Here is a 23647-nt window from a genome sequence, read left to right on the forward strand (position 1 = left end):
ATGCCGTTTCTGCCGTCCACGCGGCTGATGTTGTTTATGTTGGGTTCGATAGGCCTGATTACCTTGCCGCATGCCTGGCATATTCCGCCGATATTGTTTAGTTTTTTCACTCTGCTGCTACTCTGGCGCTTGCTGAGCATTTGGCAGCCCCGCTATTTGCCGAACCGGTTTGGCGTGTTTTTATTGATGCTGCTGGGAATAGGCTTGTTATACAGCCAGCAGCACTCGGTATTCGGCCGCGATGCCGGCACCAGTCTGTTCGTGGTGGCCTTGGGTTTGAAGTTGCTGGAAATTCACGGCCGGCGCGATGTGTATGTGATCGTTTATCTGGCTTTCATCGTCGCCGTCACCCAGTTCTTGTACGAAGAAAGTATCTTGATGGCGCTTTATATTCTGGTAGTTTGCGGAGTTTTGCTGGCTACCTTGATTACGCAAAACAGCCACACGCCGCAAACCCTGGCGGCTTTAAAAACTTCGGCGGCGATTATTCTGCAAAGCCTGCCGTTGGCCCTGGTGTTGTTTGTATTGTTTCCGCGTCTGGAAGCGCCACACTGGAGTTGGTTGGACGATGATACGCATGCCAATAGCGGTTTAAGCAATACATTGGAGCCTGGCTCCATCGCTGAACTAAGCCTGTCGCCGGAACTGGTGTTCAGGGTTAAATTTGACGGAGAAATGCCGCCGCCGGCGCAGCGCTATTGGCGCGGACCTATTTACGCCAGTACCGATGGCGTAAGTTGGCGAGCGCCGCCGGTGTTAGGGCGGGAAAACAATCCGGATCAACCTGTTTTTACTGGCGCGACTTACGATTACACGCTGATGATGGAGCCGCAAAAACAGAATTGGGTATTCGCGTTGGAGATGCCCAGCCAGTTTGACGGCTTGCGGCGCAATGGCCTGTATCAGCTACTTACCAACAAAAATCCCGGCGACCGCGCCGAGTATCGGCTGAGCTCGTCGCCAGCCTATAACACCGGCGGCATCAGTAAATCCGAGCGCCGGGAAAATTTGCAACTACCCGGCAAACCATCGGAAAAAATCGTCGAATTGGTGAAGCAGTTACAAGGGCGGCAGGCAGGCCCCGAGTTGTTTATCGCCAATTTGTTGCAGCATTTTCGCCAGGAGAATTTTCATTACACCTTAAGCCCGGAAGCGATGCCGGATAAACCCATCGAGACGTTTTTGTTCGAGCGCCGCGCCGGGTTTTGCAGCCATTACGCCACGGCTTTCGTGTATTTGCTGCGGGTGGCGGAGATTCCGGCACGGGTGGTGGGCGGTTATCAAGGTGGGCAGATTAACCAAGTCGGCGGCTTTCTGGAGATCAGGCAAGCCGACGCGCATGCCTGGGCGGAAGCCTGGCTGGAAGGACGCGGCTGGGTTAGATTCGATCCGACCGCCGCCATCGCTCCGGAACGCATCGAGCGCGGCGTGAATGTGGATTTACAAATTGCTAGCGGCGCGGTGAATTTCAGCCCGGTGCAACTCGACGCCAAGACTTTGTCCTGGCTGCAACGCGGCCGGCAACTGTGGCAAAGCGTCGATTACAACTGGCAACGTTGGGTCATCAATTACGACACGGTTAATCAGAAAGCGTTTTTACAGAGCTTAGGAATAGACAGCTTTGTGAAGCTTGGCTATTGGCTGGTGATTAGCGTTGCCGGTATCGGTGGTGTCGTGGCTTGGCGCTTGTTGCGGCCTAACCGGCGCCGCCAAGATCCGGCGTTGCGCTTGTACCGGCAATTTTGTACCAAGTTGGCTAAAGCCGGCTTAAGCGTTGAAATTGGCGACGGCCCCAAAACCGTCGCCGAGCGCGCCAAAAAACTGCGCCCGGATTTGGCCGAAACGATTGAGCGGATCACCGCGCTTTATATTCGCTTACGCTACCAAGCCGACAGCGAAGCCGGCGATTTGCAGGTTCTAAAAGGACTAGTCGCGCGCTTTAGGGTTTAAATATACCTTTCCCACCCCAAATTTCGGCATATATGCTTGATGCCATCAGGGAGCGGGCTGGCGTGAGGGAAGCAAAAAGCGAAATTTGCAGCGCGAATTTATGCGACGGATTAATGTAAATCCGGCACTTCTTCAGCCCCTTTTTGCGCCGGTTGTTTGGTGGCGGCCGCGGCTTGTTCCTGCTGTTTTTGTTTATTGCCTTCGCCGAACATCACCGCGCCGGCCATGAATATGGCACCGGCAATCGCGATGATAGGCAGGCGGCCGGGCTTATCCATCCACAACAATATCCACTTGGGTTTGATCAGACCGACGACCAATATAATCGCCGCCAAAATCATCACGTTAAAACTGTAGTAGATCAAAGTATTCATGAATCGGAACCCTGTTTCCAGCAAGTTAAAGAGACATACATTATTATTAGCCGCGTGACCGTTGGCAATACACAATTCATTTTCATAATTTAGGAGGCGCTATGGGCGGCTTTGGTTTATTCGCAATAATGTTGTTGGTATTTGCGGTTTTGATGGTGTTCATGAGCGTCAAATCTGTTCCGCAAGGCATGGAATACACCGTCGAACGCTTCGGTAAATATACCGCGACTTTGACACCTGGCTTGAATATCATCATGCCTATCATCGACCGCATCGGCCGCAAGCTGAATATGATGGAACAGGTGCTGGACGTGCCGTCGCAAGAGGTCATTACCAAAGACAACGCCATGGTGCGGGTGGATGGGGTGATTTTTTACCAGATCATGGATGCCGCCAAAGCGGCGTATGAAGTCAATTTCCTCGACGTGGCAATCATCAACTTGGTGATGACCAATATCCGAACAGTGATGGGTTCCATGGACCTGGACGAACTCTTGTCACGTCGTGATGAAATCAACGCCCGCCTGCTCAATGTAGTCGACGAGGCCACCTCGCCGTGGGGTATTAAAGTCACCCGTATCGAAATCAAAGACATCGCCCCGCCCAAGGACTTGGTCGATTCCATGGCCCGGCAAATGAAAGCTGAGCGGGAAAAACGCGCACAGATTCTGGAAGCCGAAGGCTTGCGGCAAGCGGAAATTCTGAAAGCCGAAGGTTTGAAACAAGGTGCGATTTTGGATGCGGAAGGCCGCAAAGAAGCCGCATTCCGCGACGCCGAAGCCCGCGAACGTCTGGCAGAAGCGGAAGCCCGCGCCACGATGATGGTGTCGGAAGCCATTTCCAAAGGCGATGTACAAGCCATCAATTACTTCGTCGCGCAAAAATATATCGAGTCTTTAAAAGACGTCGCCTCCGCCAACAACAGCAAACTGATCTTCATGCCGCTGGAAGCCTCCAGCGTCATCGGCGCACTGGGCGGCATCGGCGAACTGGCTAAAGAAGCCTTAAACAAAAAGGCCTGATTATGGGGGAGCAAGACATCGTATTTTGGTACTGGTGGGTGCTAGCGGTCGGCTTTTTGGCCTTGGAAATTGTTGTCACCGGCTTCTTTTTTCTGTGGTTGGCGGTGTCGGCGTTCATCGTCGGCGCGGTAGTGCTGTTAGTGCCGGCCACGCCGTTCAACGTGCAGTTATTGATGTTTTCCTTGTTGGCGGTGTTGTCGGTATTGGGCTGGCGTAAATACGCCCGCACCCGCGCCGTGGTGGCCACCGATCACCCCTTGTTGAATCAGCGTGGGGCACAGTACATCGGCCGAACCTTTAATTTGATCGCGCCAATTGAGAATGGTCAGGGCAAGATTAAGGTCGATGACACCTTTTGGAAGGTGCATGGGGAGGATAGTCCGCTGGGGGCTAAGGTTAAGGTAGTGGCGGTTAAGGGGACGGTGTTTGAGGTGGAGGTTTGTGAGTAATTCTAAACCGTTAACCTGATGCTATTTCTCCTAATATTAGCTTGTTACATCAATACTTAATCTCTAATTGTAAATTATGAAGAGAACTCTCATCGTAATGGGCGTGGTTGCTGGACTACTACTTCTTATTCCGATAGCTCCGTATATCTGGGTCTACGGATTTCATTGGTCCGATTCACAAGAGATATGGGGACAGTTTGGCGACTTTTTCGGTGGCTTGCTAAATCCGATTTATGCGTTTCTGGCGTTTCTGGCGTTGCTATACACGATCGCTATTCAAGCCACAGAGCTCAAGCTTGCAACTACTGAGTTTGCTCGGCAGGCGGATTCTATGCAAAAGCAATTAGATCACAACAGACTTTCAGCGGAGAAAGAAGACCTGTTCAAAATTATAAAAGATATCGACGATGATCTAGAGTCTATTTTACAAACTGTGGTTAGTCCTGAACACTCCGAGCCTGAGTTAAGAGTTCAACATATAATTCACGAGGGGTTTAGGCTCAGGCATACGCCAAATAAATCAGATAGTTACGAAAACTTTATTGTTCTCGCAAAATCTAGCGGAAGCATAGTTGAATCGGTATATTTAAGGCTGGCATTGGCGGCTGGCAGTCTGTATCGATATTTGAACATGTACCGAGTTATCTCAAATGATTCCTCTTATGTTGCTGATTACTTTAGATACAAACATTTCATGGTGGGTCAACTATTGAAAGACGTAGGGAATGTGGACAAAGAAATTTATGAATTTTTTCTTTCAGCTAATAGCTCAACAGGTAAACATTAAGTTTTTCTGCTCACGCGGGATTTGAAGGCTTACAGAATAATTTGTCGCTGACGCAACTGCTCTATTTAATCGGGTTCTCGCACCCGAAGGCGAGATACTTTCTTTTGCTCCGCCAAAAGAAAGTATCCAAAGAAAAGGCGGCCCGGATGCCGCTTGCACCCTGCGTTCCTCGCCTTCGCCGGGGGTTGACGAAAGCACCGGTACTCGGCGCGGCATACGGGAAAAACCCCGTCCAGTGCTTTGAAGCTTGATACGCATCGCGTACCTTTTCGCTTTCGCCGATACAGTGGCCTTCGACTTTTGCGACTACCGATCCATCACATCCCGTCTGATTCCTCTCTGAGTAGATAAAGTGCGCAATTACTCCTATTTCCCGGCTTTGCCTGTATAATCCACAACAGAGTTGGCCGAACAGTCGCCGTTTTATGCAAATAAAAGGGAGGAAAGTCCGGGCTCCATAGGGCAGGGTGCCAGGTAATGCCTGGGAGGCGTGAGCCTACGGAAAGTGCCGCAGAAAATATACCGCCTGGTTTTTCGGAACCCGGTAAGGGTGAAATGGTGCGGTAAGAGCGCACCGCGCAACTGGTAACAGGTGTGGCAGGGTAAACCCCACCCGGAGCAAGATCAAATAGAGGAGCATTGGCGTGGCCCGCGCTGCTCCTGGGTAGATTGCTTGAGCGTCAGAGTGATCTGACGCCTAGATGAATGGCTGTTCAAGACAGAACCCGGCTTACAGGCCAACTCTTTCTCTTCTTTTTCTTTTGCAATCCGCAAAATACTCCATGACAGCAAAAACCGACGAATTTTTCCGCAAGGCAGATCAGTTGATTGCCGCCGGCCGCTTCATTGACGGCAAGGGCTGGGTGCCCGCCACCAGCGGCAATTTTTCCGCCAAACTCAGCGACGGCAATATTGCGATTACCGTATCCGGCCGGCACAAAGGCCGTTTGCAAGCCGACGATATTATGCTGATCGACAGCAAAGGCAACTCGCTGGACGGTAAGAAACCGTCGGCGGAAACGCTATTGCATACTGCGCTGTACCAACGTTTTCCGGAGATTCAGGCGGTGCTGCATCCGCATTCGATCAACGCCACGTTAACGGCGCGCTTGTTCAAGCATGAGATCGTGCTGAAGGATTACGAACTGCTCAAGGCGTTTGCCGGCATCAATACCCATGAGACCCGTATTGCCATCCCGATTTTTGCTAACGATCAGGACATTCCCCGGTTGGCCGACAAGGTGGACAATTACCTGGACCATCACACGCATGACGTTTACGGCTATATTATTGCCGGCCACGGTTTTTATACTTGGGGCGCATCGGTAGATGATGCCTTGCGCCACCTGGAAGCACTGGAATTTTTATTCGACGTTGAAATTCGCCTACATGGAGTAACACGATTATGAGCGCATTAACCCTCTACCCCGCCACCCAGCCGCAACATGGCCGCACTTTCCGCGACTTTGCAAGCATCGCAGAGCAGTTACAAGCAATTGGCGTACAGTTCGAACGCTGGCAGGCCGATTGCGAATTTTCGCAAGCTGACGATGCCGATGCAGTATTAAAGGCGTATGCAAGTTCGATAGACAAACTCAAACAGCAATACGGTTTTCAGTCGGTGGACGTCATCAGCCTGAACGCCGACCATCCGAATAAAGATGCCTTGCGGCAGAAGTTTTTATCCGAGCATACCCACAGCGATTTTGAAGTGCGTTTCTTCGTGGAAGGCAAAGGGCTGTTTTATCTGCACGTCGGCGATCAAGTTTATGCCGTGCTGTGCGAACAAGGCGATCTGATCAGCGTGCCGGCCAATACCACGCATTGGTTCGATATGGGGGAAAATCCGGCGTTTAAATGCATACGCTTGTTCACCACCGAAGACGGCTGGGTAGCGGAGTTTACCGGCAATCCGATTGCAGAAAGTTTTCCGACGCTGGACCAATACGTCGCCGGCTTATGATCAAGGCTATCGTTACCGACATTGAGGGAACCACGTCATCGCTGTCGTTTGTTAAAGACGTGTTGTTTCCGTACGCCCGCGCCCGCTTGCCGGATTTTGTGAGCCGCCATCGAGAGCAAGCCGAGATCAAGCTATTATTGACCGATGCCAAGCAGTTAGCCGGCGGTGAACTCGATGACGAGGCATTGATTGCGCAGTTCATCCACTGGATAGATACCGACCAAAAAATTACGCCGTTAAAATCCTTGCAGGGCTTGATCTGGCAGGAAGGCTATCGCAACGGCGATTTCACCGGCCATGTCTATGAAGACGCTGTGCGCAACTTGAGAAACTGGTTTGGCCTGGGCTACAAGCTTTATGTCTATTCCTCCGGCTCGGTGCAGGCGCAAAAGCTGTTGTTCGGGTACAGCGACTTCGGCGATCTTACCCCTTTATTTTCCGGTTATTTCGATACACATATCGGTGGCAAGAAAGAGGCAACGTCGTATGAGCGGATTGCCGCCGAGCTTGGCTTGCCGGCCGAACAAATCCTGTTTTTGTCGGATATAAAAGACGAATTGGACGCCGCGCGCCAGGCCGGCTTCGCCACTTGCTGGCTGGTGCGCGACCAGGTTCCCGACTCCGACACTGAACACGTGCAAGTCAGCGATTTTGATGGCATTCATCTGTAAACCTGGCACTGTTTACCTATGAAAATAGCCATCCTGTCGCGCGACGCGACGCTGTATTCCAGCGTCCGGCTGCTGGAGGCCGCCGCCGCTCGCGGCCATGAGGCCAGAGTATTGGATCCGACCCACTGCTATATGAACATCACCTCCATGAAGCCGTCCATTCATTACATGGGTGAAAATTTGGTGGGTTACGACGCGGTCATTCCCCGCATCGGTGCGTCTATCACCTTTTACGGCACGGCGGTGCTTAGGCAATTCGAGGTGATGAACACCTTCGTTCTCAACAATTCCGCATCGATCAGCCGCTCCCGCGACAAACTGGCGTCCAGCCAGTTGCTGGCGCGCAAGGGCATAGACCTGCCGATTACCGCGTTTGCCCATAATCCGGACAATATCGAAGATCTAATCGCCGAAGTCGGCGGCGCACCGTTGGTGATCAAACTGGTGGAAGGTTCGCAAGGCATAGGCGTCGTGCTGGCCGAAACCCATAACGCCGCACATAGCGTGATTCAAGCCTTCATGGGCCTAAACGCCAACATCATGGTGCAGGAGTTCATTCAGGAAGCCGCGGGTAGTGATATTCGCTGCTTTGTTATCGGCGACAAAGTGGTCGCGGCAATGAAACGCCAAGGCCGCGAAGGCGAGTTTCGTTCCAATCTGCATCGTGGCGGCACGGCCACACTGGTGAGGTTGACCCCGCAGGAGCGCTCGGCGGCAGTGCGCGCCGCCAAAATCATGGGCCTCAATGTCTGCGGCGTGGACTTGCTGCGTTCCAAACGCGGACCGCTGGTGATGGAAGTCAATTCCTCCCCTGGTTTGGAAGGCATAGAAAAAACCAGCGACAAGGATATTGCCGGCTTGATGATCGAATATATTGAAAAGAATGCCGGGAAAAATAAATCCGGGTAATCGGTAACCCGGATTTAGTCAACAGAATCGTTAAAGCGTTGGAGGGGGATCGCGAGTTGGGCGAGAAACCCAGCCGATATGGATTACTTTTCCAATGTCACGAATGCCAACTTGGAAATCCCGGCATGCTGTACTGTCGCCATCACTTCCGCCACTTTGCCGTAATTCACGCCTTGATCGGCATAAATGTGAATGATTAGCTCGGGGTTGCCGGCCAATTCGTTCCTCAGCGTGGTATCCAACGCCGCTAAATCGGCCACGGCGTTTTTATTCAGGGTTACGGCACCTTGCGCGTCGATACCCAGTTGCATAGGCTGCTTTTCCAAATCCGGGGTCGTGGAGGCCGTTTTCGGCAAAGCCACGTTGACCGATTGGGTCAACAACGGTGCGGTGACCAACAAGATAATCACCAACACCAACATCACATCTACCAGCGGCGTAACATTAATCTCGCTAACCGGCCCATCGTCGTCTGAGTTTGTTTTAAATCCCATGTAATTAATCCTTGTTTTTACTGGTATTGATGTTTGAGTCGCCGAAGGCGATATGCAGAAAACCCTCGACGAAATTTTCCAGCGAAGCCCGATGGTGCTTGGCGCGACGCTGGAAGAAATTATAGGCCAACACTGCTGGTACGGCTACGGCGATACCGATAGCCGTAGCAATTAATGCATCGCCGATTGGCCCGGCCACTACGTCCAAACTGGCCGAACCGCTGGCGCTGATGTCGTGCATGGCGTGCATGATGCCCAGTACCGTACCGAACAGGCCGACGAACGGCGCGGTGCTACCGATACTGGCCAGCATGGTCAAGCCGCTTTCCATTCGGCGTTGTTCGTCCTGAGTCTGTTTACGCAGGGTTTGTTCCAGCAAGTCTTGTGGAGAGCCACGAAACTTCAGGCTGGTGCAGGTTTCCGGATGCGTCATTTCCGCCAACCAGGCAAAGCCGCAGGCTGCGACGCGAGCTTTAGGGCCGCGCGCGGTTTCGGCGGGCAGTTGCTCGGCGGCATTTAAATCGGTAGTGTCCCAAAAAGCGCTGTCGTATCGTTTGTTGTAATAATTATTCTTGGCAAACTGCCAGATTTTGAAAAAAATCAACGTCCACGTTATCAACGAAAACACCAGCAATGTGTAAAGGGTAGCGTCGATAACCGCTTCCGGGGCTATATGGTAGGGCATTAATCTCTCCGATTTTTATTCACGCAAAGTAAAAATTATTGGCACAATCACCGAACTGGCCACCGGCGTTTCGCCGCGTTTGGCCGGAATGAATTTCCATTTTTTCACGGCTTCCACCGCCGATTCGTCTAGCATCTCGTGGCCGCTGCTGTGCTCGACCGCCACCGAATCGCTTAAACCCTCCGGCGAGACTTGTACCCGTAACATCACCTTGCCCTGCCATCCGCGGCTTTTCGCAATCATCGGATATTCCGGCTTGGGGTTGTGGGCGTAGTTTGCCCGAAAATTGGCTTCGGTAAACTGCTCGGCGTTGGTCGCGGTCGTGTTGGTCGTCGTAGTCGTTACCGGCGCACTGCTCGCTGTATTGCTTACCGGTGTCGGCGGCGGCTCGGAAACCGGCTCAACCGGCGCATATTCGGGCGCCTTTTGCACGATGGGCGGCGCTTTTTTGGGAACCGGCTTGGGCTGCGGCTTTTTCGGCGGCGGCTCTTTTTTGGGCGGCGGCGGGGCGGGAGGCGGCGGGGCGGCGGCGGGCTTAGGTGCTGACATCGCAATCATCGATACTTCCATCATCAAAGGTTGCGCCGGCGTGACTTTTTCCTCGGGTTTCAGCAATTGCTGCAAACCCCAAACATGCAGCAACGCGACTAATAGCGTTAACAGCCTCAGCATGCTGGCGGGCCGTTCCTCTCCCAATAGCGTCCGCCAAAATGAGCCGGAACCGCTTGCCACTGCCGGCAGATAACCGCCGAACGACGCTAACTCTTTATTTTGCAAAGCATCCTCGTGGTTTTTAAATAAATACATATAAACTGTTGAATACAAAATTAAGCGCGATTCGAATTTAGCCGGGCATTGTAAATTAATACGTCTTAGCGCGACAGCCATCCTTACAGGAAACAACACTATCTAACCATTCCTTACTAAGACGTTTCAGCCGTCAAAATCCCCACTGGCTGATGACGGTTTCGGGCTAAATTACAATCTGTGGCATAATTTCCACTCCCGTCTTGTATTTCCGATTGATTCCATATGTCCGTAAAACAATCCGATCATCCCCAGGGTCAAGTCAACACACTGGCTTTAAGCGCGATAGGTGTCGTGTTTGGGGACATCGGCACCAGTCCTTTGTATGCAGTAAAAGAGGTTTTTCACGGCGGCTTGCCGACCGATACCACCCATGTGCTCGGGGTGCTGTCCTTGATTTTTTGGGCTATCACCTTGGTGGTCACCACCAAATACGCCATTTTTATCATGCGCGCCGACAATAAGGGCGAAGGCGGCATCATGGCCTTGATGGCGCTGGCCTTGCAGGGGTCCAAAGATAATCCGGAACGCAAAGCGTTCATCGTCACCATCGGCCTGCTTGGTGCCTCGTTGTTTTATGGCGACAGCATGATTACCCCGGCCATTTCGGTACTCAGCGCCGTGGAAGGTTTGCAAATCGTGGCGCCGCGCCTGGAACATTACGTTTTGCCGATCACCATCATCGTGCTCAGCGTGCTGTTTTTTATCCAGACCAAAGGCACCGGCAAAGTCGGCAGAATGTTTGCGCCCATTATGTGTTTCTGGTTTGCCACGCTGGGTCTTTTGGGGGGCATCAGTATTGTCCAGCATCCGGATGTATTGATGGCGATCAACCCCTATTACGCGGTCAGCTTATTAATAGAATTGGGCTGGAAAGGCTTTTTAATCATGGGCGCGGTGGTGTTGGCGATAACCGGCGCCGAAGCCCTATATGCCGATATGGGACATTTCGGTTTGAAACCAATTCGGCGCGCCTGGTTCTATTTCGTATTTCCGGCCTTGCTGCTCAATTACTTTGGCCAAGGCGCGTTGTTGATCGGCAATCCCAAGGCCGTCGAAAATCCGTTTTATTTGATGGCGCCGCATTGGGCCCTATATCCGCTGCTGGTCCTGGCAACACTGTCCACCGTGATCGCCTCGCAAGCCGTCATTTCCGGGGCGTTTTCGGTAACTCGGCAAGCCATACAACTCGGTTACTGCCCAAGAATGAACATCCGCCACACCTCCGGCGACGAAATGGGCCAAGTCTATTTGCCTGCCGTCAACTGGCTGCTGATGGTCTCGGTGTTTATTTTAGTTCTCAGCTTCAGATCGTCGTCCGCATTGGCATCGGCATACGGCATTGCCGTAACCGGCACGATGATTGTCGATACCATCCTGGCCTTTATCGTCATCCAGGCCCTCTGGCAATGGAACAAAGCCACCAGCATTGCTTTTCTGTCGACTTTTTTGATTATCGACCTGCTGTTTCTGTCTTCCAACAGCCTGAAAATCCCGCACGGTGGCTGGTTGCCGCTGGTGGTAGGTACGGTGTTTTTCTTGATTATGACCACATGGATCAAAGGCAAGGAATTGTTAGCCCGGTACCTGGACGAAAAACGGGTATTGTTCGAGGACTTGGACGAACGTTTGAAAGACCGGCCCCTGGTTACGGTACCCGGCACGGCAATCTATATGGCCCGCAGCGTACACGGTGTGCCGCAGGTCTTGCTGCATAACCTGGAGCACAACCATGTGATGCACGAAAAACTCATCGTGCTGACCATCGTGACCCGCGAGGAACCTTACGTGGATGAAGCGCATAGGGTAAAAATCCGCATGTTCGGCGATAGCGGTGGCTTTTACCGGGTGAAATTGTATTTTGGATTTCAGGAGGAACAGGACGTGCGCCGCGCCCTGCAACTTTGCTGCCACGAAGGCTTGGATATCGATCAAAAAACCGTATCGTTTTTTATCGGTAGTGAAAAATTGTCGTTCCGCCGCAAAAGCCCGATGCCGAAATGGCGGCGCTCCTTGTTCAGTTTCTTAACGCATAATTCCAGTAGTGCGATAGAGTATTTCAAAATCCCCGTCGAACGTGTGATCGAGCTGGGAATCCGCATCGAATTGTAGAAATCCACTGCCTAGTCGCGCTTAGTCTCCGCGTCTGCCGAAACGGCCGCCCCAGCCGCCGCGCTGATGGTCGCCGTCACTGTCCCTGCGCCCGAAACCGCGTTCCTGCCGCTCCGGCATCGATTGTTGTTGGAGGGATCTTTGTTCGGCATGCCGTTCACGATCAAAGTCCCGACGCCCCAAGTCCCTCCCCTGCCAACCGCCAACACGATGATCGAAATGCGGCATTGGTTGATGCCAGTCATGATGATCGCCGTGATGATGCTCCGGGCGATAACTCGGCTGCACATAATAGCGGCCGTAAGTAATACTGGTGCTCGGGCTGGCATAACTACGCCCGTAGCTTTGGTAATAGCCGGGCGACGAGTAAGCACTGCCATAACCATAGTCACGCTGATAATAGCCGGTCGCGCAACCCGATAGGGTTAATACGGCGATGGTAAGAATGCTGACTTGTATGGTTTTCATGACTGCCTCTTGGCTGGTTGGCCCTCTAATGTAAAGTTAGGCTTAGCATATCCGAGGCAGACTTAATCAATGCTTAACCTGAGGCGCCGACCAAAAAATGTTCCGGCTCGGCAATCACCGGATTGCTTAGCGCGCCGATGCCTTCTATCTCGATACGCACAGTTTGTCCCGGTTTCAGATACCCGCGCGGCTTCATTTTTACTCCCACCCCAGCCGGTGTACCGGTACTGATCACATCGCCCGGCTCCAACGTCATCACTTGTGTCAGATAAGTAATCAACTCGTAACAATTAAAAATCATGTCGCCGGTATTACCGTTTTGCCGCAACTCGTCGCCCACCCAGGTTTTTAAACTGAGATTATGCGGATCGGCGATTTCGTCGGCTGTCACCAGCCATGGCCCCAGTGGACCATGAGTATCGAAAGATTTGCCCAAGGTCCAGGTTGGCGTGCGTTGCTGCCAATCGCGCACCGTCACATCGTTGCAAATGGTGTAGCCGGCTATCACTTCATGTGCCTGTTCTACCGTTACGTGTTTGCAGCGCTTGCCAATCACGAAAGCCAGCTCGCCTTCGTAATCCACTTTGTCCGATACGGGCGGCACATGTATCGCGTTCCCGTCGGCGATGACACAAGTACTTTGCTTGGTGAAAAAGGTCGGATATTCCGGCTTTTCCATACCTGTTTCACCGATGTGATCGGCGTAATTCAAACCCACGCCCAGCAACTTGCCGGGACGCGGAATCGGCGCCAGCAGTTGCACATCGCTCAAGGGTATGCGCTTGCCGCCGGCATCGATCAGCTTTTGCAGCGCTTGTTTTGCCGGCTCTCCGGCCGCCAGAAAATCGAGCATATGGCCGGGCAAATCCGCGCCAGCCGGGACGATTTGCTCGCCAAGCAGCGCGCCGATTTGAATTTGACCGTTGTGTTTAAAGCTCAGCAGTTTCATTGCGAATTTTCTCGTAAACCAAACAAAACAGCATTGTATCCCAGCGCCGGTATCGACCGGCAAAACCGCCGAACTAGACGTCTTATTTCTAAGCAGTGTCCAGTTATTGGACGCTCATTCTTAGAAAGCGCCAGCTCGAAGCCGCAGGCAAGTTTCGCTAAGTGATTGTTAGAAAAGATTTAAATCAGGAGCTGCAATGCTGGCACGTGTGTTGCAATCTGCCCTGCGAGGCTGGCGTCAGTCCAGGCCAATCAGCGCTTTAAGGCAACGGAAAGTCACCGCTTAGCTTAATGACGACAGCCTCGCCATTCTTATAACACCACAACGAGGATTCAATATGGCTATAAGTACCGCCACAAAAGCCGCAACCGATGCGTTGGCCGCCAATCCGGCGCCCGTCAGTGTGGGTGCACAGGAAGTTCACCGCTGGATGCAGAGCTTTACCTGGGATTTTGATAAAAATCGCACCAAGTATTCGACCAAATACAAAATGGCCAACGATACCAAGGAGCAATTCAAGCTGATCGCTAAAGAATATGCCCGCATGGAATCGGTGAAGGACGAGCGTCAATTCGGCAGCTTGCAAGACGTTTTGACGCGGGTGGATGCGGCGAACCGCGTGCATCCGAAATGGAATGAATCGATGAAGATCATCTCCAACTTCCTGGAAGTGGGTGAATACAACGCCATTGCCGCTACCGGCATGCTGTGGGATTCCGCTACCGCACCCGAACAAAAAAACGGTTACTTGGGCCAAGTGCTGGACGAAATTCGCCACACCAACCAATGTGCTTACATCAACTATTACTTTGCCAAACAAGGCCAAGACGCCGCCGGCCATAACGATGCCCGCCGCACTCGAGCAATTGGTCCGCTGTGGAAAGGCATGAAACGGGTATTCTCGGACGGCTTTATTTCCGGCGATGCGGTGGAATGCTCCATCAATCTGCAATTGGTCGGCGAAGCCTGCTTTACCAATCCATTGATCGTGGCCGTGACCGAGTGGGCGTCCGCCAACGGCGACGAAATGACGCCGACCGTGTTCTTGTCCATCGAAACCGACGAGTTGCGTCACATGGCCAACGGTTATCAAACCGTGGTGTCCATCGCCAACGACGAAGCGGCTTCAAAATATCTGAACACCGATTTGAACAACGCCTTCTGGACCCAGCAAAAATACTTCACCCCGGTATTGGGCATGATGTTCGAGTACGGCAGTCATTTCAAAGTCGAGCCATGGGTGAAAACCTGGAACCGCTGGGTGTACGAAGATTGGGGCGGTATCTGGATCGGCCGGCTGGGCAAATACGGCGTTGAGTCGCCACGCAGCTTGCGCGATGCCAAAAAAGACGCCTACTGGGCGCATCACGACTTGTTCCTGATTGCTTATGCCTTGTGGCCCACCGGTTTCTTCCGTTTGAGCCTGCCAACCCAGGAAGAAGCGGAATGGTACGAAGCCAATTACCCTGGCTGGTACGACATGTACGGCAAAGTCTACGACGAATGGCGCGCACGCGGTTGCGAAGATCCAAGCAGCGGCTTCCTACCGATCCAATGGTTCATCGAAAACAACCATCCGATCTATATCGACCGGGTTTCGCAAGTACCTTTCTGCCCTAGTTACTGCAAAGGCGAAAGCACCTTGCGGGTGCTGGAATACAACGGCAAGAAACATTCCTTCAGCGACCAATGGGGCGAAAGAATGTGGCTGTCCGAGCCCGAGCGTTATGAGTGCCAAAACATCTTCGAACAATACGAAGGCCGCGAATTGTCGGAAGTGATTGCCGAAGGCTTTGGCGTGCGTAGCGACGGCAAAACCTTGATCAGCCAGCCGCACACCAAAAAGGACGGCAAGCTGTGGACGCTGGATGACATCAAACGGATTAACTGCGTGTTTTCCGATCCTTTGAAAGCTCTGTAACCGTTTCAACACTTTAAGGAACTAGCTTATGTCTATAGAAGTAAATGGCGGCAGACGCGGCCTGACCGACCCGGAAATTGCCGCAGTGATCATGGCCGCAGTGCCGGACAAGCCTCTGGAAACCCAGCGCAAAATGAACTACTTCATGAAGCCGCGCGGTAAGCGGATCAATGAATATGAAGTGTTGTGTTGCTATAGCCAGCCGACACCGGACTGGATTCCCGGCGGCTTGGACTGGGGCGATTGGACCCAAAAATTCCACGGCGGCCGCCCATCCTGGAGTAACGAGTCCACCGAAATGCGCAGCTCGGATTGGCTGGCGCACCGCGACCCGGCTTTCCGTTGGCATGCGCTGTATGTCAAGGATAAAGCCGAAGAGTGGCGTTATACCGACCGCTTCCTGAAAGCCTATTCCGCCGACGGCCACGTACGGTCGATCGATCCGGTTTGGCGCGATGAAGTATTGGGCGATTATCTCGGCGCTTTCGGTTTTTACGAGTATGGATTGTTCAATGCGCATTCTTCCGTGGTGCGCGATTGCTTGGGCGACACCTTGCGGATGAGCAGCGCGATGATCGGTTTGGACAAGGTAGACAACGCGCAAATGATTCAAGCGGAAAGAACCTTTTTGTCTAAATTGGTACCGGGTTTCCCCGAGTCCACCGACATTCCCAAACAAGAATGGACTAAGGGGGCGATTTTCAAAGGCGCCAGGGAACTGGTCCAGGATATTTGGCAAGCCACTTATGACTGGAATGAAATCTTGTTCTCCGGCCATATGATTTGCGACCCCATCTTCGGGCAATTTGTACGCAGAGAGTTCTTTATGCGTTTGTCGTCTTATTACGGCGATAACTTGACCCCGTTCTTTATCAATCAAATGCAGTTGTATTTCTCGCAAACCAAAGGCATCACCACCGACATGTTCCATACCTGTCTGGGGGCCGACGTGGAATTCGGCGATTACAACAACCGGTTGATGCGGGCTTGGGCCAATAAGTGGCTGCCCAGAACCGTCGATGCACTGAAGGATTTCATGGCGATTTACGCCACCATTCCGGAAATCAAAGGCGTCAGCGACAAAGCCGCCATCGAAGCGGCGCTGGTTAGGGTGTTTGCCGATTGGAAACGCGATTTTGCCGATCCGATCAACTTTAAAGTCGATACCAATGCCCTCGTCAAAACCGTGTTAAGCGGACTCAAATAAGGAAAACTCATGTCGAAAAGTTCAAATGCTTACAACGCAGGCATTATGCAAAAAACCGGCAAAGCCTTTGCCGATGAATACTTTGCCGAAGATAACCAGGTCGTGCACGAAAGCCACGAAGTGGTGCTGGTTCTGAAAAAATCCGATGAACTCAACACCGTGGTGGAAGAAATTCTGCAAGGTTCGCACAAGGCGGACAACCCCACGCTGGTGGTGGAAGACCGCGCCGGTTTCTGGTGGCTGAAAGCGACCGGCAAAATCGAGATCGACTGCGTCGAAGTTTCGGAATTACTGGGCAAGCACTACAGTGTTTACGACCTGTTGGTGGATGTGTCGTCCACCATCGGCCGTGCTTATACCCTGGGCGAGACCTTCACCATCACTTCCGAGTTGATGGGTCTTGACGTGAAACTGAAAGACTTGGCTGCGGCGTAGGAGAACACCATGGCAAATATTCATGACAACCCCACCCGTAATGCCTGGATGGCCAAAATTGCCACGCTGGATACCCTGGCAAAGGCGCACGCCTTCATTACCGACTTCCGCGCCAAGCACATGAGTCCGTTCAAAACCGATTGGTCGCTGGAATTGGATGGCTTGTGGATCGAGTTGAAAATCGAAGAAAAGCTGGCGCTGTTGAAGCACAAGGAATTCAACGACACTCAACTGCTCAACAACTGCACCTGCGGCGCCAATGCCCAGCAAGTGGCAAATGAAGTAATTGCCAAAATGGAGGCATGCACGGACATGTACGAAGCAGAGCGCATTCACATCAACTTCAGACTGGCCTGCAAACCGCCTGTGATGCCGGTCAATGTGTTTCTGGACACCGACCGCCAGTTGGGGACCAAGTTGATGGAACTGCGCAACACCGACTACTACGCCTTGCCGTTAGAGGCATTGCGTCAGAAACGCGGCGTGAAAGTGGTCACCTTGCAGTAATCGTTCGGCAGGATGCGCCGCACTTGCGCGTGGCGCATCCTTTATAGCCAACAAACCGATAGCGGACAAAACCTACTCGTCGCTTACATCGCCGTGAGCGAGAGGGCCTGTGTGTGCGCTTCGATCTCAACGAACCATTTCATAGAATCAGTATTATGGATTTTTTCTCAAATTTTAAGTCGGCGGTTGCGCCAGCTTTTCCCAGTGAAGCCGACAAACTCACCACGCTATACGACACCGCGCCCTACGCTGCCTTCTGCGAAGATCTCGAGTTCATGTGGCGCTGGACCATCTACCGCGACCAAAAACTGGTGCAGGAAGGTTGCTCGCTAACCCTGGACGCATCGCGGCGTGCGGTTGAGCACGTATTGGCGTTTTTCAGCGTGTCGGCCAAAAACCAATGCCTGGGAGAATGACATGAGCGCCCATCAAATTAAAATCATTACGCAAGACGGGGAATCCGTTTGCTTTGATTGTTACGAAGACGAGGATGTCATCACGGCAGCGGTGCGGCAGGATATATATTTGATGTCTTCTTGCCGGGAAGGCGGTTGCGCGACTTGCAAAGGATTTTGCGCGGAAGGCGATTACGTTTTGGGCAAATGCAGTTCGCAGGCTTTGCCCTACGAAGAAGAAGAGGCCGGCGAAGTGTTGTTATGCCGTTGCTACCCCGTGAGCGATTTGGAAGTCGAAGTACCTTATACCTACGACCGGATTTCATTCTCACCGGAAGGTTTGACGTTTGTAGCGGAAGTCATTGAGCTAACGCCAATTTCCATCAACGTGGTGAAACTGCTGCTGCGGCGCACGGGCGACGATCAAACCATCAAGTTCGACTCCGGGCAGTTTTTTGATTTGGAAATTCCCGGCACCACCATCACCCGTTCATACTCCCCCGCCAACACGTCCAATAAAACCGGCGATCTGGAGTTTTTGATTCGCATCGTCGATGGCGGCAAATTTTCAGAATATTTAAAAAACGACGCCAAGTTGGGTCAGAAATTAAACGTCAAAGGCCCGTCCGGCGTTTTCGGTTTGAAGGAAAACGGTTTTACCCCGCGCTATTTTGTGGCCGGCGGCACCGGACTGGCGCCGATATTATCGATGGTGCGGCGGATGCACGAATGGGAAGAACCGCAAAAGTGCATCATCTATTTTGGGGTAAACACCGAAGCCGAAATTTTCCATCTGGATGAACTGAATCAACTGGCCGCACAAATGCCGACGCTGGAGCTGAGAAACTGCGTCTGGAAATGTTCGGACGACTGGCATTGCGAAAAAGGCAGCGTGGTGGACATCCTGCGCCGCGATCTAAAGGATACCGGCGCCAAGCCGGATTTATATCTGTGCGGGCCGCCGGGCATGGTCGACGCCACCTTTGCGGTGTGCGCCGAAATGGGCATCCCTAAGGAACGTATCTACCTTGAAAAATTCCTGCCTAGCGGTTCGCCTTAACGCCACGGGCAAACAGGGTGCTGCGCTGCCATTTCCCTGCGCAGCCATCCTGTTTGCCGATCCAAATCAGCCTTTTTTTCCTATCGAAAAATCGCGCAACCACGCTGAGGCGACTATGAAAGCCGACGATGTAGAGTTTCTGGTTGGTATGGCGGTGCAACTAGACGAAACGATCAGAAAACTGGTGATAGAAGAGCAGGAGATTTTTGAAAAATTGGGCGATGCCAGAGTTCAGGAATTAAAGGCATTCTGGAATCAGGAATTCACGGGCGAAGAAGAGGCGGACTTTAAACGCAGCCTGGATTACTGGGACAAAATCCTGATTCGTACTTGGGCCAATGCGCAACGTGCTCGGCAAACCCGTGCCCAGGTGGGGCAAACCTTAATGAAATTAAATTCGCACCTCTAACCGATGGGAACACCCTAGAAATGAGTAAACACGTTATTTACAACCCGGAAGCTCGCCAACGTCTGCTGCAAGGCATCAATGCGGTAGCACGCGCGGCGAGCGTTACGCTGGGTAGCGCCGGCCCTGCCGTGATGATTCAACACCGAACCGACGGCATCATGCCCGTCTTTACCCGAGATGGCGTTACTGTTGCCAATGCCATCGTCATGGAAGACCGGATTGCCGATTTGGGTGCCCGCATGTTGCGGGACGTCGCCGGCGCGGTGTCTCGCGAAGTGGGCGACGGTACCACCACGGCGATTGTGCTGGCGCAAAGCCTGGCGGAGGAAGCGCTGAAAAGCGTCGCGGCCGGTTTTCATCCCCTGCAATTGCAAAAAGGCATGGAGTTGGCGCTGATCTTGGTGGAGCAGCATTTACAAAAATCGGCTGTCACCGACAGCGCGGCAGACTGGGTCGAAAAGATTACGCGGGTCGCCAGTAAAGGCGAAGCCGGTGTCGGCAAGCTCCTGAAACAGGCCCTGGCCGAGCTTGGCGAAACCGGCACCTTGACCTTTCAATTGGGTAATGGCCGCGAAGACCAACTGGAGATTGTGGAAGGTATCCATTACGAGCAGGGCTTTTTGTCGCCCTATTTCATCACCGATAAAACCCGCGCCGAAGCGGTTTTGGAGCAGCCCTACATTCTGTTGTACGACCGGGAAATCAGCGACTTCATGGATCTGGTACCCCTGCTGGAAGACGTCGCGGCGGAAGGCCGCGCGCTTTTGGTCATCGCCGAAGCGGTCGCCGAGAAAGCGTTAACGGGCTTGTTGCTGAATCATGTGCGCGGCATTTTCAAAGTGGTGGCGGTCAAGCCGCCAGGCTTCGGTGACAAACGCATCAACAGGCTGAGCGATTTGGCCCTGTTGACCGGCGGCACCGCTATTTTGCAGGAGCGGGCCATGCGGCTGGAAGACGTCACGCTGGCGCAACTGGGTCAGGCGCAGCGCGCGGTCATCTCGGAAGGTAATACGACGATCATCGGCGCGGCGGGTACGCGCGAACCCGTGAACGCACGCATAGAGGCCTTAAGGCGCGAGTTGGCACTGGTTCGCGCCCGTAAACCCGGCGAAGGTTCCGCCACCGGCAATTTACACGAAGCCGAAGAGCTGGAAGAGCGCATCGCTATCCTATCCGGGAAGACCGGCAGCTTCCAGGTCGGCGGTATCTCCGACGTGGAAATCAAAGAGCGGCTGGTGCGCATCGAAAATGCCTATTTGTCCGCCAAGGCTGCGCTGCAAGAAGGCGTGTTACCCGGCGGCGGTATCGGTTTGTGGCGTTGCACCACGGTGCTGGACGAAGTGATTGCCGAAAATGCCGAGCAGCAACAAGGCATCGCCATCGTCAAGCAGGCACTGGGCGCGCCGCTCCGGCAATTGTTGAACAATGGCGGCCTGAACAACGAAGACGTGCTGATGCGCTTAGCTACCCAGGCTGACCCGGCATTTGCCGTGGATATGCAGTATTTAAACTACGGGCATTTTCTGGATATTGGGATTATCGATCCGGTCAAAGTGTTGCGCACCGCCTTGCGCAATGCAGTGAGCGTGGTGGCTACTTTGATCAGCAGCGAGACGGTGATCATGAACGTGCCGGACTTGTCCATCATGGCCGGTTATTCGCCGGAATGGGCTGCCGCCACCCGCGAAGATCCCCGTATGTAATTGTTATTTCTACCTCAACCTCCTCTCTCCGAAAGTTAGAGCTATCCATTATTCTGCAATGGAGTAAGGCAATGTGACGTTATGTCGCATTGCCTCTTTTTTTGATTTTGTTATTTTGGACAACATCGCCGTAAAAAGCAGCTAAACCTCTGTTTTTTATATTTTTGTTTTGTGCCGATACTAAATTGGCGCACCAAAATACAAGAGGAAAAATGGATATTGCCTTGCACTTGCCCCACAACGTTAAAATCATCAAAGAAGCCTGCGCGTTCAAAACCTCACTAGCGTTTGAAGTTGACCGCCCGATACAGGCCTGGCGCTGGATGGCACAGAGCCGTTGCGTGCCCGATCACACGGACTGGGTACGCCCGGAAGTCTCGGAATCCTGGCGCCGCTGTCTGGAAGAATACCAATTGCCATTGGGCAATTACGCGCGCTGGGATCATTGGCGTTTCACCACCGATCCGGAGCCGCGCATCAACCGTGCCGCTCACGATATTGCCGAAATGCTCCGGCATTTGGGGCATCAGTTCGACGTGTTTTTGAAAGAAGCCGGCGTCATGCTGGTATTGACCGATGCCGACGGACACCTGTTACAAGTCTTGGGCGAAAATCCGTTTGCCAGCCCTTTCATGCTGAGTTTGTACGAAAAGCACAGCCGCTGGAGCGAAGCGGTGTTGGGTAATAACGGCATCGGCACCGCCGCGCAATTGAAAAAACCGATTGCCTTTCAGGGCATGGAGCATTTTGTCAGCCTGTTGCACCCCTTCACCACGGTCGGTTACCCCTTGCTGGATGAGGACGACAACGTGCAAGCCGTGATCGGCTTGATCAGCGATAGACAGGAAAGCATGAACTCCTTGTTCGCATTCTTGCATTTGTTGTGCGTACTCCTAAATACCAATCTGCCCTTAACCCAGAGTCCGGTTGCGCAAGCGCGGGTGTTGGAAAAAATCCCGTTCAAACCCGCCAAAAGGCCGCCCAGCCAATACGAATCGGCAATGTCAGAGCAATTGACCGCCTTGGTAGATAAGGCCGTGAAGCTGCAACACCATAAGATTCCCATGCTGATTACCGGCGAATCGGGCGTGGGCAAAGATCATTTCGTCAATCTGCTGAAACAGGCCGGACCGCGGAAAAATCAGTCTTTGATTGCGATCAACTGTGCATCAATTCCGCATGACTTGATCGAAAGCGAGCTGTTCGGTTACGAAGCCGGCAGCTTTACCGGCGCGCGCAGTGCCGGCAAACCGGGGAAATTTCTGTTAGCCGACAAAGGTATTCTGTTTCTGGACGAAATCGGCGATATGAGCCTGGATTTGCAATCGACTTTGCTGCGAGTGCTGGAAACCTCGGAATTTACGCCAGTTGGTGGTAGCAAACCGATCAAGGTGGATGTGCAAATCGTCGCCGCCACCAACGTACCCTTGCTGGAAGCCGTCGAAGCCGGACGCTTCCGCCGCGATTTGTATTACCGTTTGAACGGCGCGCAAATTCATCTGCCGCCCTTGCGCGAACGCGAAGACAAACTCGACATCATTCACCACATCTTGCAGCGCGAACTGGCTAATCTACCCAATCCGCAGGCGATCAGTATTTGCCCCAGCGTCATTGCCTTGATCGAGCAGCACCCGTGGCCGGGTAATATTCGCCAACTGATCAACGTCATCCGGGCGACGCTGTACACCGCCGGCGACACGCTGATTACCCGCGAGGATTTGCCGCTGGATTTTGTCGAAGAGCTGGGTAAAGTGCTGCCGGGGAACGACAATAACGCTTTGGACAACACGCTAACTTACCCAATATCGGCGGCTGCGGGCCGTACCATGACACTGGAAGACTGGGAGTTGCACGGCATTAAAGCCAGTTTGCGGGAATGCGCGGGCAACATTTCCTTGGCTGCGAAAAACCTGGGGATAACTCGTACCACGCTATATCGGAAAATCGAGCGCTTCGGTCTGGATAAAATCGATTGGCGGGAGCATTCTAAGGCCGGGTAAGAAGCACACTGATTCGAGAGGCGCGTAATTGCATCCATTTGCACATTCTCCGGCTGACAGGTGCGTAAATGACAGTTTTCGGTAGTATTTTTGCCTTTCAGCTTCCGCATTGATTCTCCCTTGCATGTCCCGTTTTACCCGATAGTCAACTGGCTAATATGTTTTTTGGTTAGTTTTCAGAGCTGTTGCCCATGACTTTTCTCTGTTTGTTGGGCTGGCTGAAGCTCTGATAATAATAGACCTGGTGTAGATTCAGTCACAAAAACACCCGCTAGTGGTTAAACCCACTCCTGTAATTAGCTTTTACGGCTATGCTGAGTCGGCAACAAATAGTAAGGACTGGATGTTGTATTTTCTAAAACGGCTCAGA

General features: G+C 52.8%; 24 protein-coding genes and 1 other RNA gene. 19 read left to right on the forward strand and 6 right to left on the reverse strand.

What is annotated here, in order from left to right; all coding sequences use genetic code 11:
• Complete coding sequence (locus ACR02O_RS01985) at positions 1–1950, forward strand: transglutaminase TgpA family protein (RefSeq protein WP_458138668.1); 1950 nt, start codon at positions 1–3, stop codon at positions 1948–1950.
• Between the two features lie 110 nt (positions 1951–2060).
• On the opposite strand, the gene ACR02O_RS01990 is transcribed toward ACR02O_RS01985, so the two are convergent.
• Complete coding sequence (locus ACR02O_RS01990) at positions 2061–2324, reverse strand: hypothetical protein (protein ID WP_458138669.1); 264 nt, start codon at positions 2322–2324, stop codon at positions 2061–2063.
• 101 nt (positions 2325–2425) lie between these two features.
• On the opposite strand from ACR02O_RS01990, the gene ACR02O_RS01995 reads away from it, so the two are divergent.
• From ACR02O_RS01995 to rimK, 8 genes are all read left to right on the forward strand, one after another.
• Positions 2426–3346, forward strand: a complete 921-nt coding sequence (locus ACR02O_RS01995; protein ID WP_033158304.1) for an SPFH domain-containing protein — start codon at positions 2426–2428, stop codon at positions 3344–3346.
• Between the two features lie 2 nt (positions 3347–3348).
• The gene (locus ACR02O_RS02000; RefSeq protein WP_458138670.1) at positions 3349–3795 is read left to right on the forward strand and encodes an NfeD family protein; all 447 of its coding nucleotides are present in this window, start codon (positions 3349–3351) and stop codon (positions 3793–3795) included.
• Positions 3796–3871: 76 nt separating this feature from the next.
• A complete protein-coding gene (locus tag ACR02O_RS02005; RefSeq protein ID WP_458138671.1) occupies positions 3872–4582 on the forward strand; it encodes a hypothetical protein in 711 nt (236 codons plus the stop codon).
• A gap of 399 nt (positions 4583–4981) precedes the next feature.
• Positions 4982–5331: RNase P RNA component class A (gene rnpB / locus ACR02O_RS02010), an RNA gene on the forward strand.
• Positions 5332–5364: 33 nt separating this feature from the next.
• The gene (locus tag ACR02O_RS02015) at positions 5365–5991 is read left to right on the forward strand and encodes a methylthioribulose 1-phosphate dehydratase (RefSeq protein ID WP_458138672.1); all 627 of its coding nucleotides are present in this window, start codon (positions 5365–5367) and stop codon (positions 5989–5991) included.
• The gene (locus ACR02O_RS02020) at positions 5988–6545 is read left to right on the forward strand and encodes a 1,2-dihydroxy-3-keto-5-methylthiopentene dioxygenase (protein ID WP_494522693.1); all 558 of its coding nucleotides are present in this window, start codon (positions 5988–5990) and stop codon (positions 6543–6545) included. The genes ACR02O_RS02015 and ACR02O_RS02020 overlap by 4 nt, the downstream gene beginning before the upstream one ends.
• The gene (mtnC, locus tag ACR02O_RS02025) at positions 6542–7216 is read left to right on the forward strand and encodes an acireductone synthase (protein ID WP_458138674.1); all 675 of its coding nucleotides are present in this window, start codon (positions 6542–6544) and stop codon (positions 7214–7216) included. The genes ACR02O_RS02020 and mtnC overlap by 4 nt, the downstream gene beginning before the upstream one ends.
• Before the next feature lie 18 nt (positions 7217–7234).
• Positions 7235–8125, forward strand: a complete 891-nt coding sequence (rimK, locus tag ACR02O_RS02030; protein ID WP_171696927.1) for a 30S ribosomal protein S6--L-glutamate ligase — start codon at positions 7235–7237, stop codon at positions 8123–8125.
• Between the two features lie 83 nt (positions 8126–8208).
• Here the strand turns inward: rimK and ACR02O_RS02035 are convergent, their stop codons facing one another.
• Genes ACR02O_RS02035 through ACR02O_RS02045 form a run of 3 tightly spaced genes read right to left on the reverse strand, consistent with a single transcriptional unit; the run spans position 8209 to position 10111 of the window.
• Positions 8209–8619 carry an ExbD/TolR family protein gene (locus ACR02O_RS02035; RefSeq protein WP_033157489.1) on the reverse strand — a complete coding sequence of 137 codons (411 nt, stop codon included), beginning with the start codon at positions 8617–8619 and terminating at the stop codon, positions 8209–8211.
• Between the two features lie 4 nt (positions 8620–8623).
• Complete coding sequence (locus tag ACR02O_RS02040) at positions 8624–9304, reverse strand: MotA/TolQ/ExbB proton channel family protein (RefSeq protein ID WP_033157490.1); 681 nt, start codon at positions 9302–9304, stop codon at positions 8624–8626.
• A 15-nt stretch (positions 9305–9319) separates the two neighbouring features.
• On the reverse strand, positions 9320–10111 hold the full coding sequence (locus tag ACR02O_RS02045) for an energy transducer TonB (protein ID WP_225892962.1): 792 nt from the start codon (positions 10109–10111) through the stop codon (positions 9320–9322).
• A 225-nt stretch (positions 10112–10336) separates the two neighbouring features.
• On the opposite strand from ACR02O_RS02045, the gene ACR02O_RS02050 reads away from it, so the two are divergent.
• Positions 10337–12223 carry a potassium transporter Kup gene (locus tag ACR02O_RS02050; RefSeq protein ID WP_033157492.1) on the forward strand — a complete coding sequence of 629 codons (1887 nt, stop codon included), beginning with the start codon at positions 10337–10339 and terminating at the stop codon, positions 12221–12223.
• Positions 12224–12244: 21 nt separating this feature from the next.
• On the opposite strand, the gene ACR02O_RS02055 is transcribed toward ACR02O_RS02050, so the two are convergent.
• Both ACR02O_RS02055 and ACR02O_RS02060 read right to left on the reverse strand, forming a co-directional pair.
• Positions 12245–12691, reverse strand: coding sequence for a hypothetical protein (locus ACR02O_RS02055; protein ID WP_171696929.1), 447 nt, complete (start codon positions 12689–12691; stop codon positions 12245–12247).
• A 73-nt stretch (positions 12692–12764) separates the two neighbouring features.
• Positions 12765–13640: a fumarylacetoacetate hydrolase family protein gene (locus tag ACR02O_RS02060; protein ID WP_494522694.1), complete on the reverse strand. Its 876-nt coding sequence runs from the start codon at positions 13638–13640 to the stop codon at positions 12765–12767.
• 337 nt (positions 13641–13977) lie between these two features.
• Here ACR02O_RS02060 and mmoX point away from each other — a divergent pair, with 337 nt between their 5' ends.
• The 9 genes from mmoX (at position 13978) to ACR02O_RS02105 (ending at position 23277) form a co-directional block, all read left to right on the forward strand.
• A complete protein-coding gene (gene mmoX / locus ACR02O_RS02065; protein ID WP_033157495.1) occupies positions 13978–15561 on the forward strand; it encodes an aromatic/alkene monooxygenase hydroxylase subunit alpha in 1584 nt (527 codons plus the stop codon).
• A gap of 28 nt (positions 15562–15589) precedes the next feature.
• Entirely contained in the window at positions 15590–16768 is a 1179-nt protein-coding gene (gene mmoY, locus ACR02O_RS02070) for an aromatic/alkene monooxygenase hydroxylase subunit beta (RefSeq protein WP_033157496.1), read from the forward strand.
• A gap of 9 nt (positions 16769–16777) precedes the next feature.
• Positions 16778–17203 carry a methane monooxygenase regulator MmoB gene (gene mmoB, locus ACR02O_RS02075; RefSeq protein ID WP_033157497.1) on the forward strand — a complete coding sequence of 142 codons (426 nt, stop codon included), beginning with the start codon at positions 16778–16780 and terminating at the stop codon, positions 17201–17203.
• 9 nt (positions 17204–17212) lie between these two features.
• Positions 17213–17710: an aromatic/alkene monooxygenase hydroxylase subunit gamma gene (mmoZ, locus tag ACR02O_RS02080; RefSeq protein WP_033157498.1), complete on the forward strand. Its 498-nt coding sequence runs from the start codon at positions 17213–17215 to the stop codon at positions 17708–17710.
• 155 nt (positions 17711–17865) lie between these two features.
• Positions 17866–18126, forward strand: a complete 261-nt coding sequence (gene mmoD, locus ACR02O_RS02085) for a soluble methane monooxygenase-binding protein MmoD (RefSeq protein ID WP_051670140.1) — start codon at positions 17866–17868, stop codon at positions 18124–18126.
• A 1-nt stretch (position 18127) separates the two neighbouring features.
• Positions 18128–19165 (forward strand): aromatic/alkene monooxygenase hydroxylase FAD-binding subunit MmoC, encoded by a 1038-nt coding sequence (gene mmoC / locus ACR02O_RS02090; protein WP_494522695.1) that lies wholly within the window; start codon positions 18128–18130, stop codon positions 19163–19165.
• Between the two features lie 115 nt (positions 19166–19280).
• Positions 19281–19574 carry a hypothetical protein gene (locus tag ACR02O_RS02095; protein WP_494522696.1) on the forward strand — a complete coding sequence of 98 codons (294 nt, stop codon included), beginning with the start codon at positions 19281–19283 and terminating at the stop codon, positions 19572–19574.
• A gap of 20 nt (positions 19575–19594) precedes the next feature.
• Complete coding sequence (groEL, locus tag ACR02O_RS02100) at positions 19595–21277, forward strand: chaperonin GroEL (protein WP_494522697.1); 1683 nt, start codon at positions 19595–19597, stop codon at positions 21275–21277.
• 212 nt (positions 21278–21489) lie between these two features.
• Positions 21490–23277, forward strand: coding sequence for a sigma-54-dependent Fis family transcriptional regulator (locus tag ACR02O_RS02105; protein ID WP_319961036.1), 1788 nt, complete (start codon positions 21490–21492; stop codon positions 23275–23277).
• The last annotated feature ends 370 nt before the right edge of the window (positions 23278–23647 follow it).

This window comes from Methylomonas sp. PHL2-19, assembly GCF_059331595.1.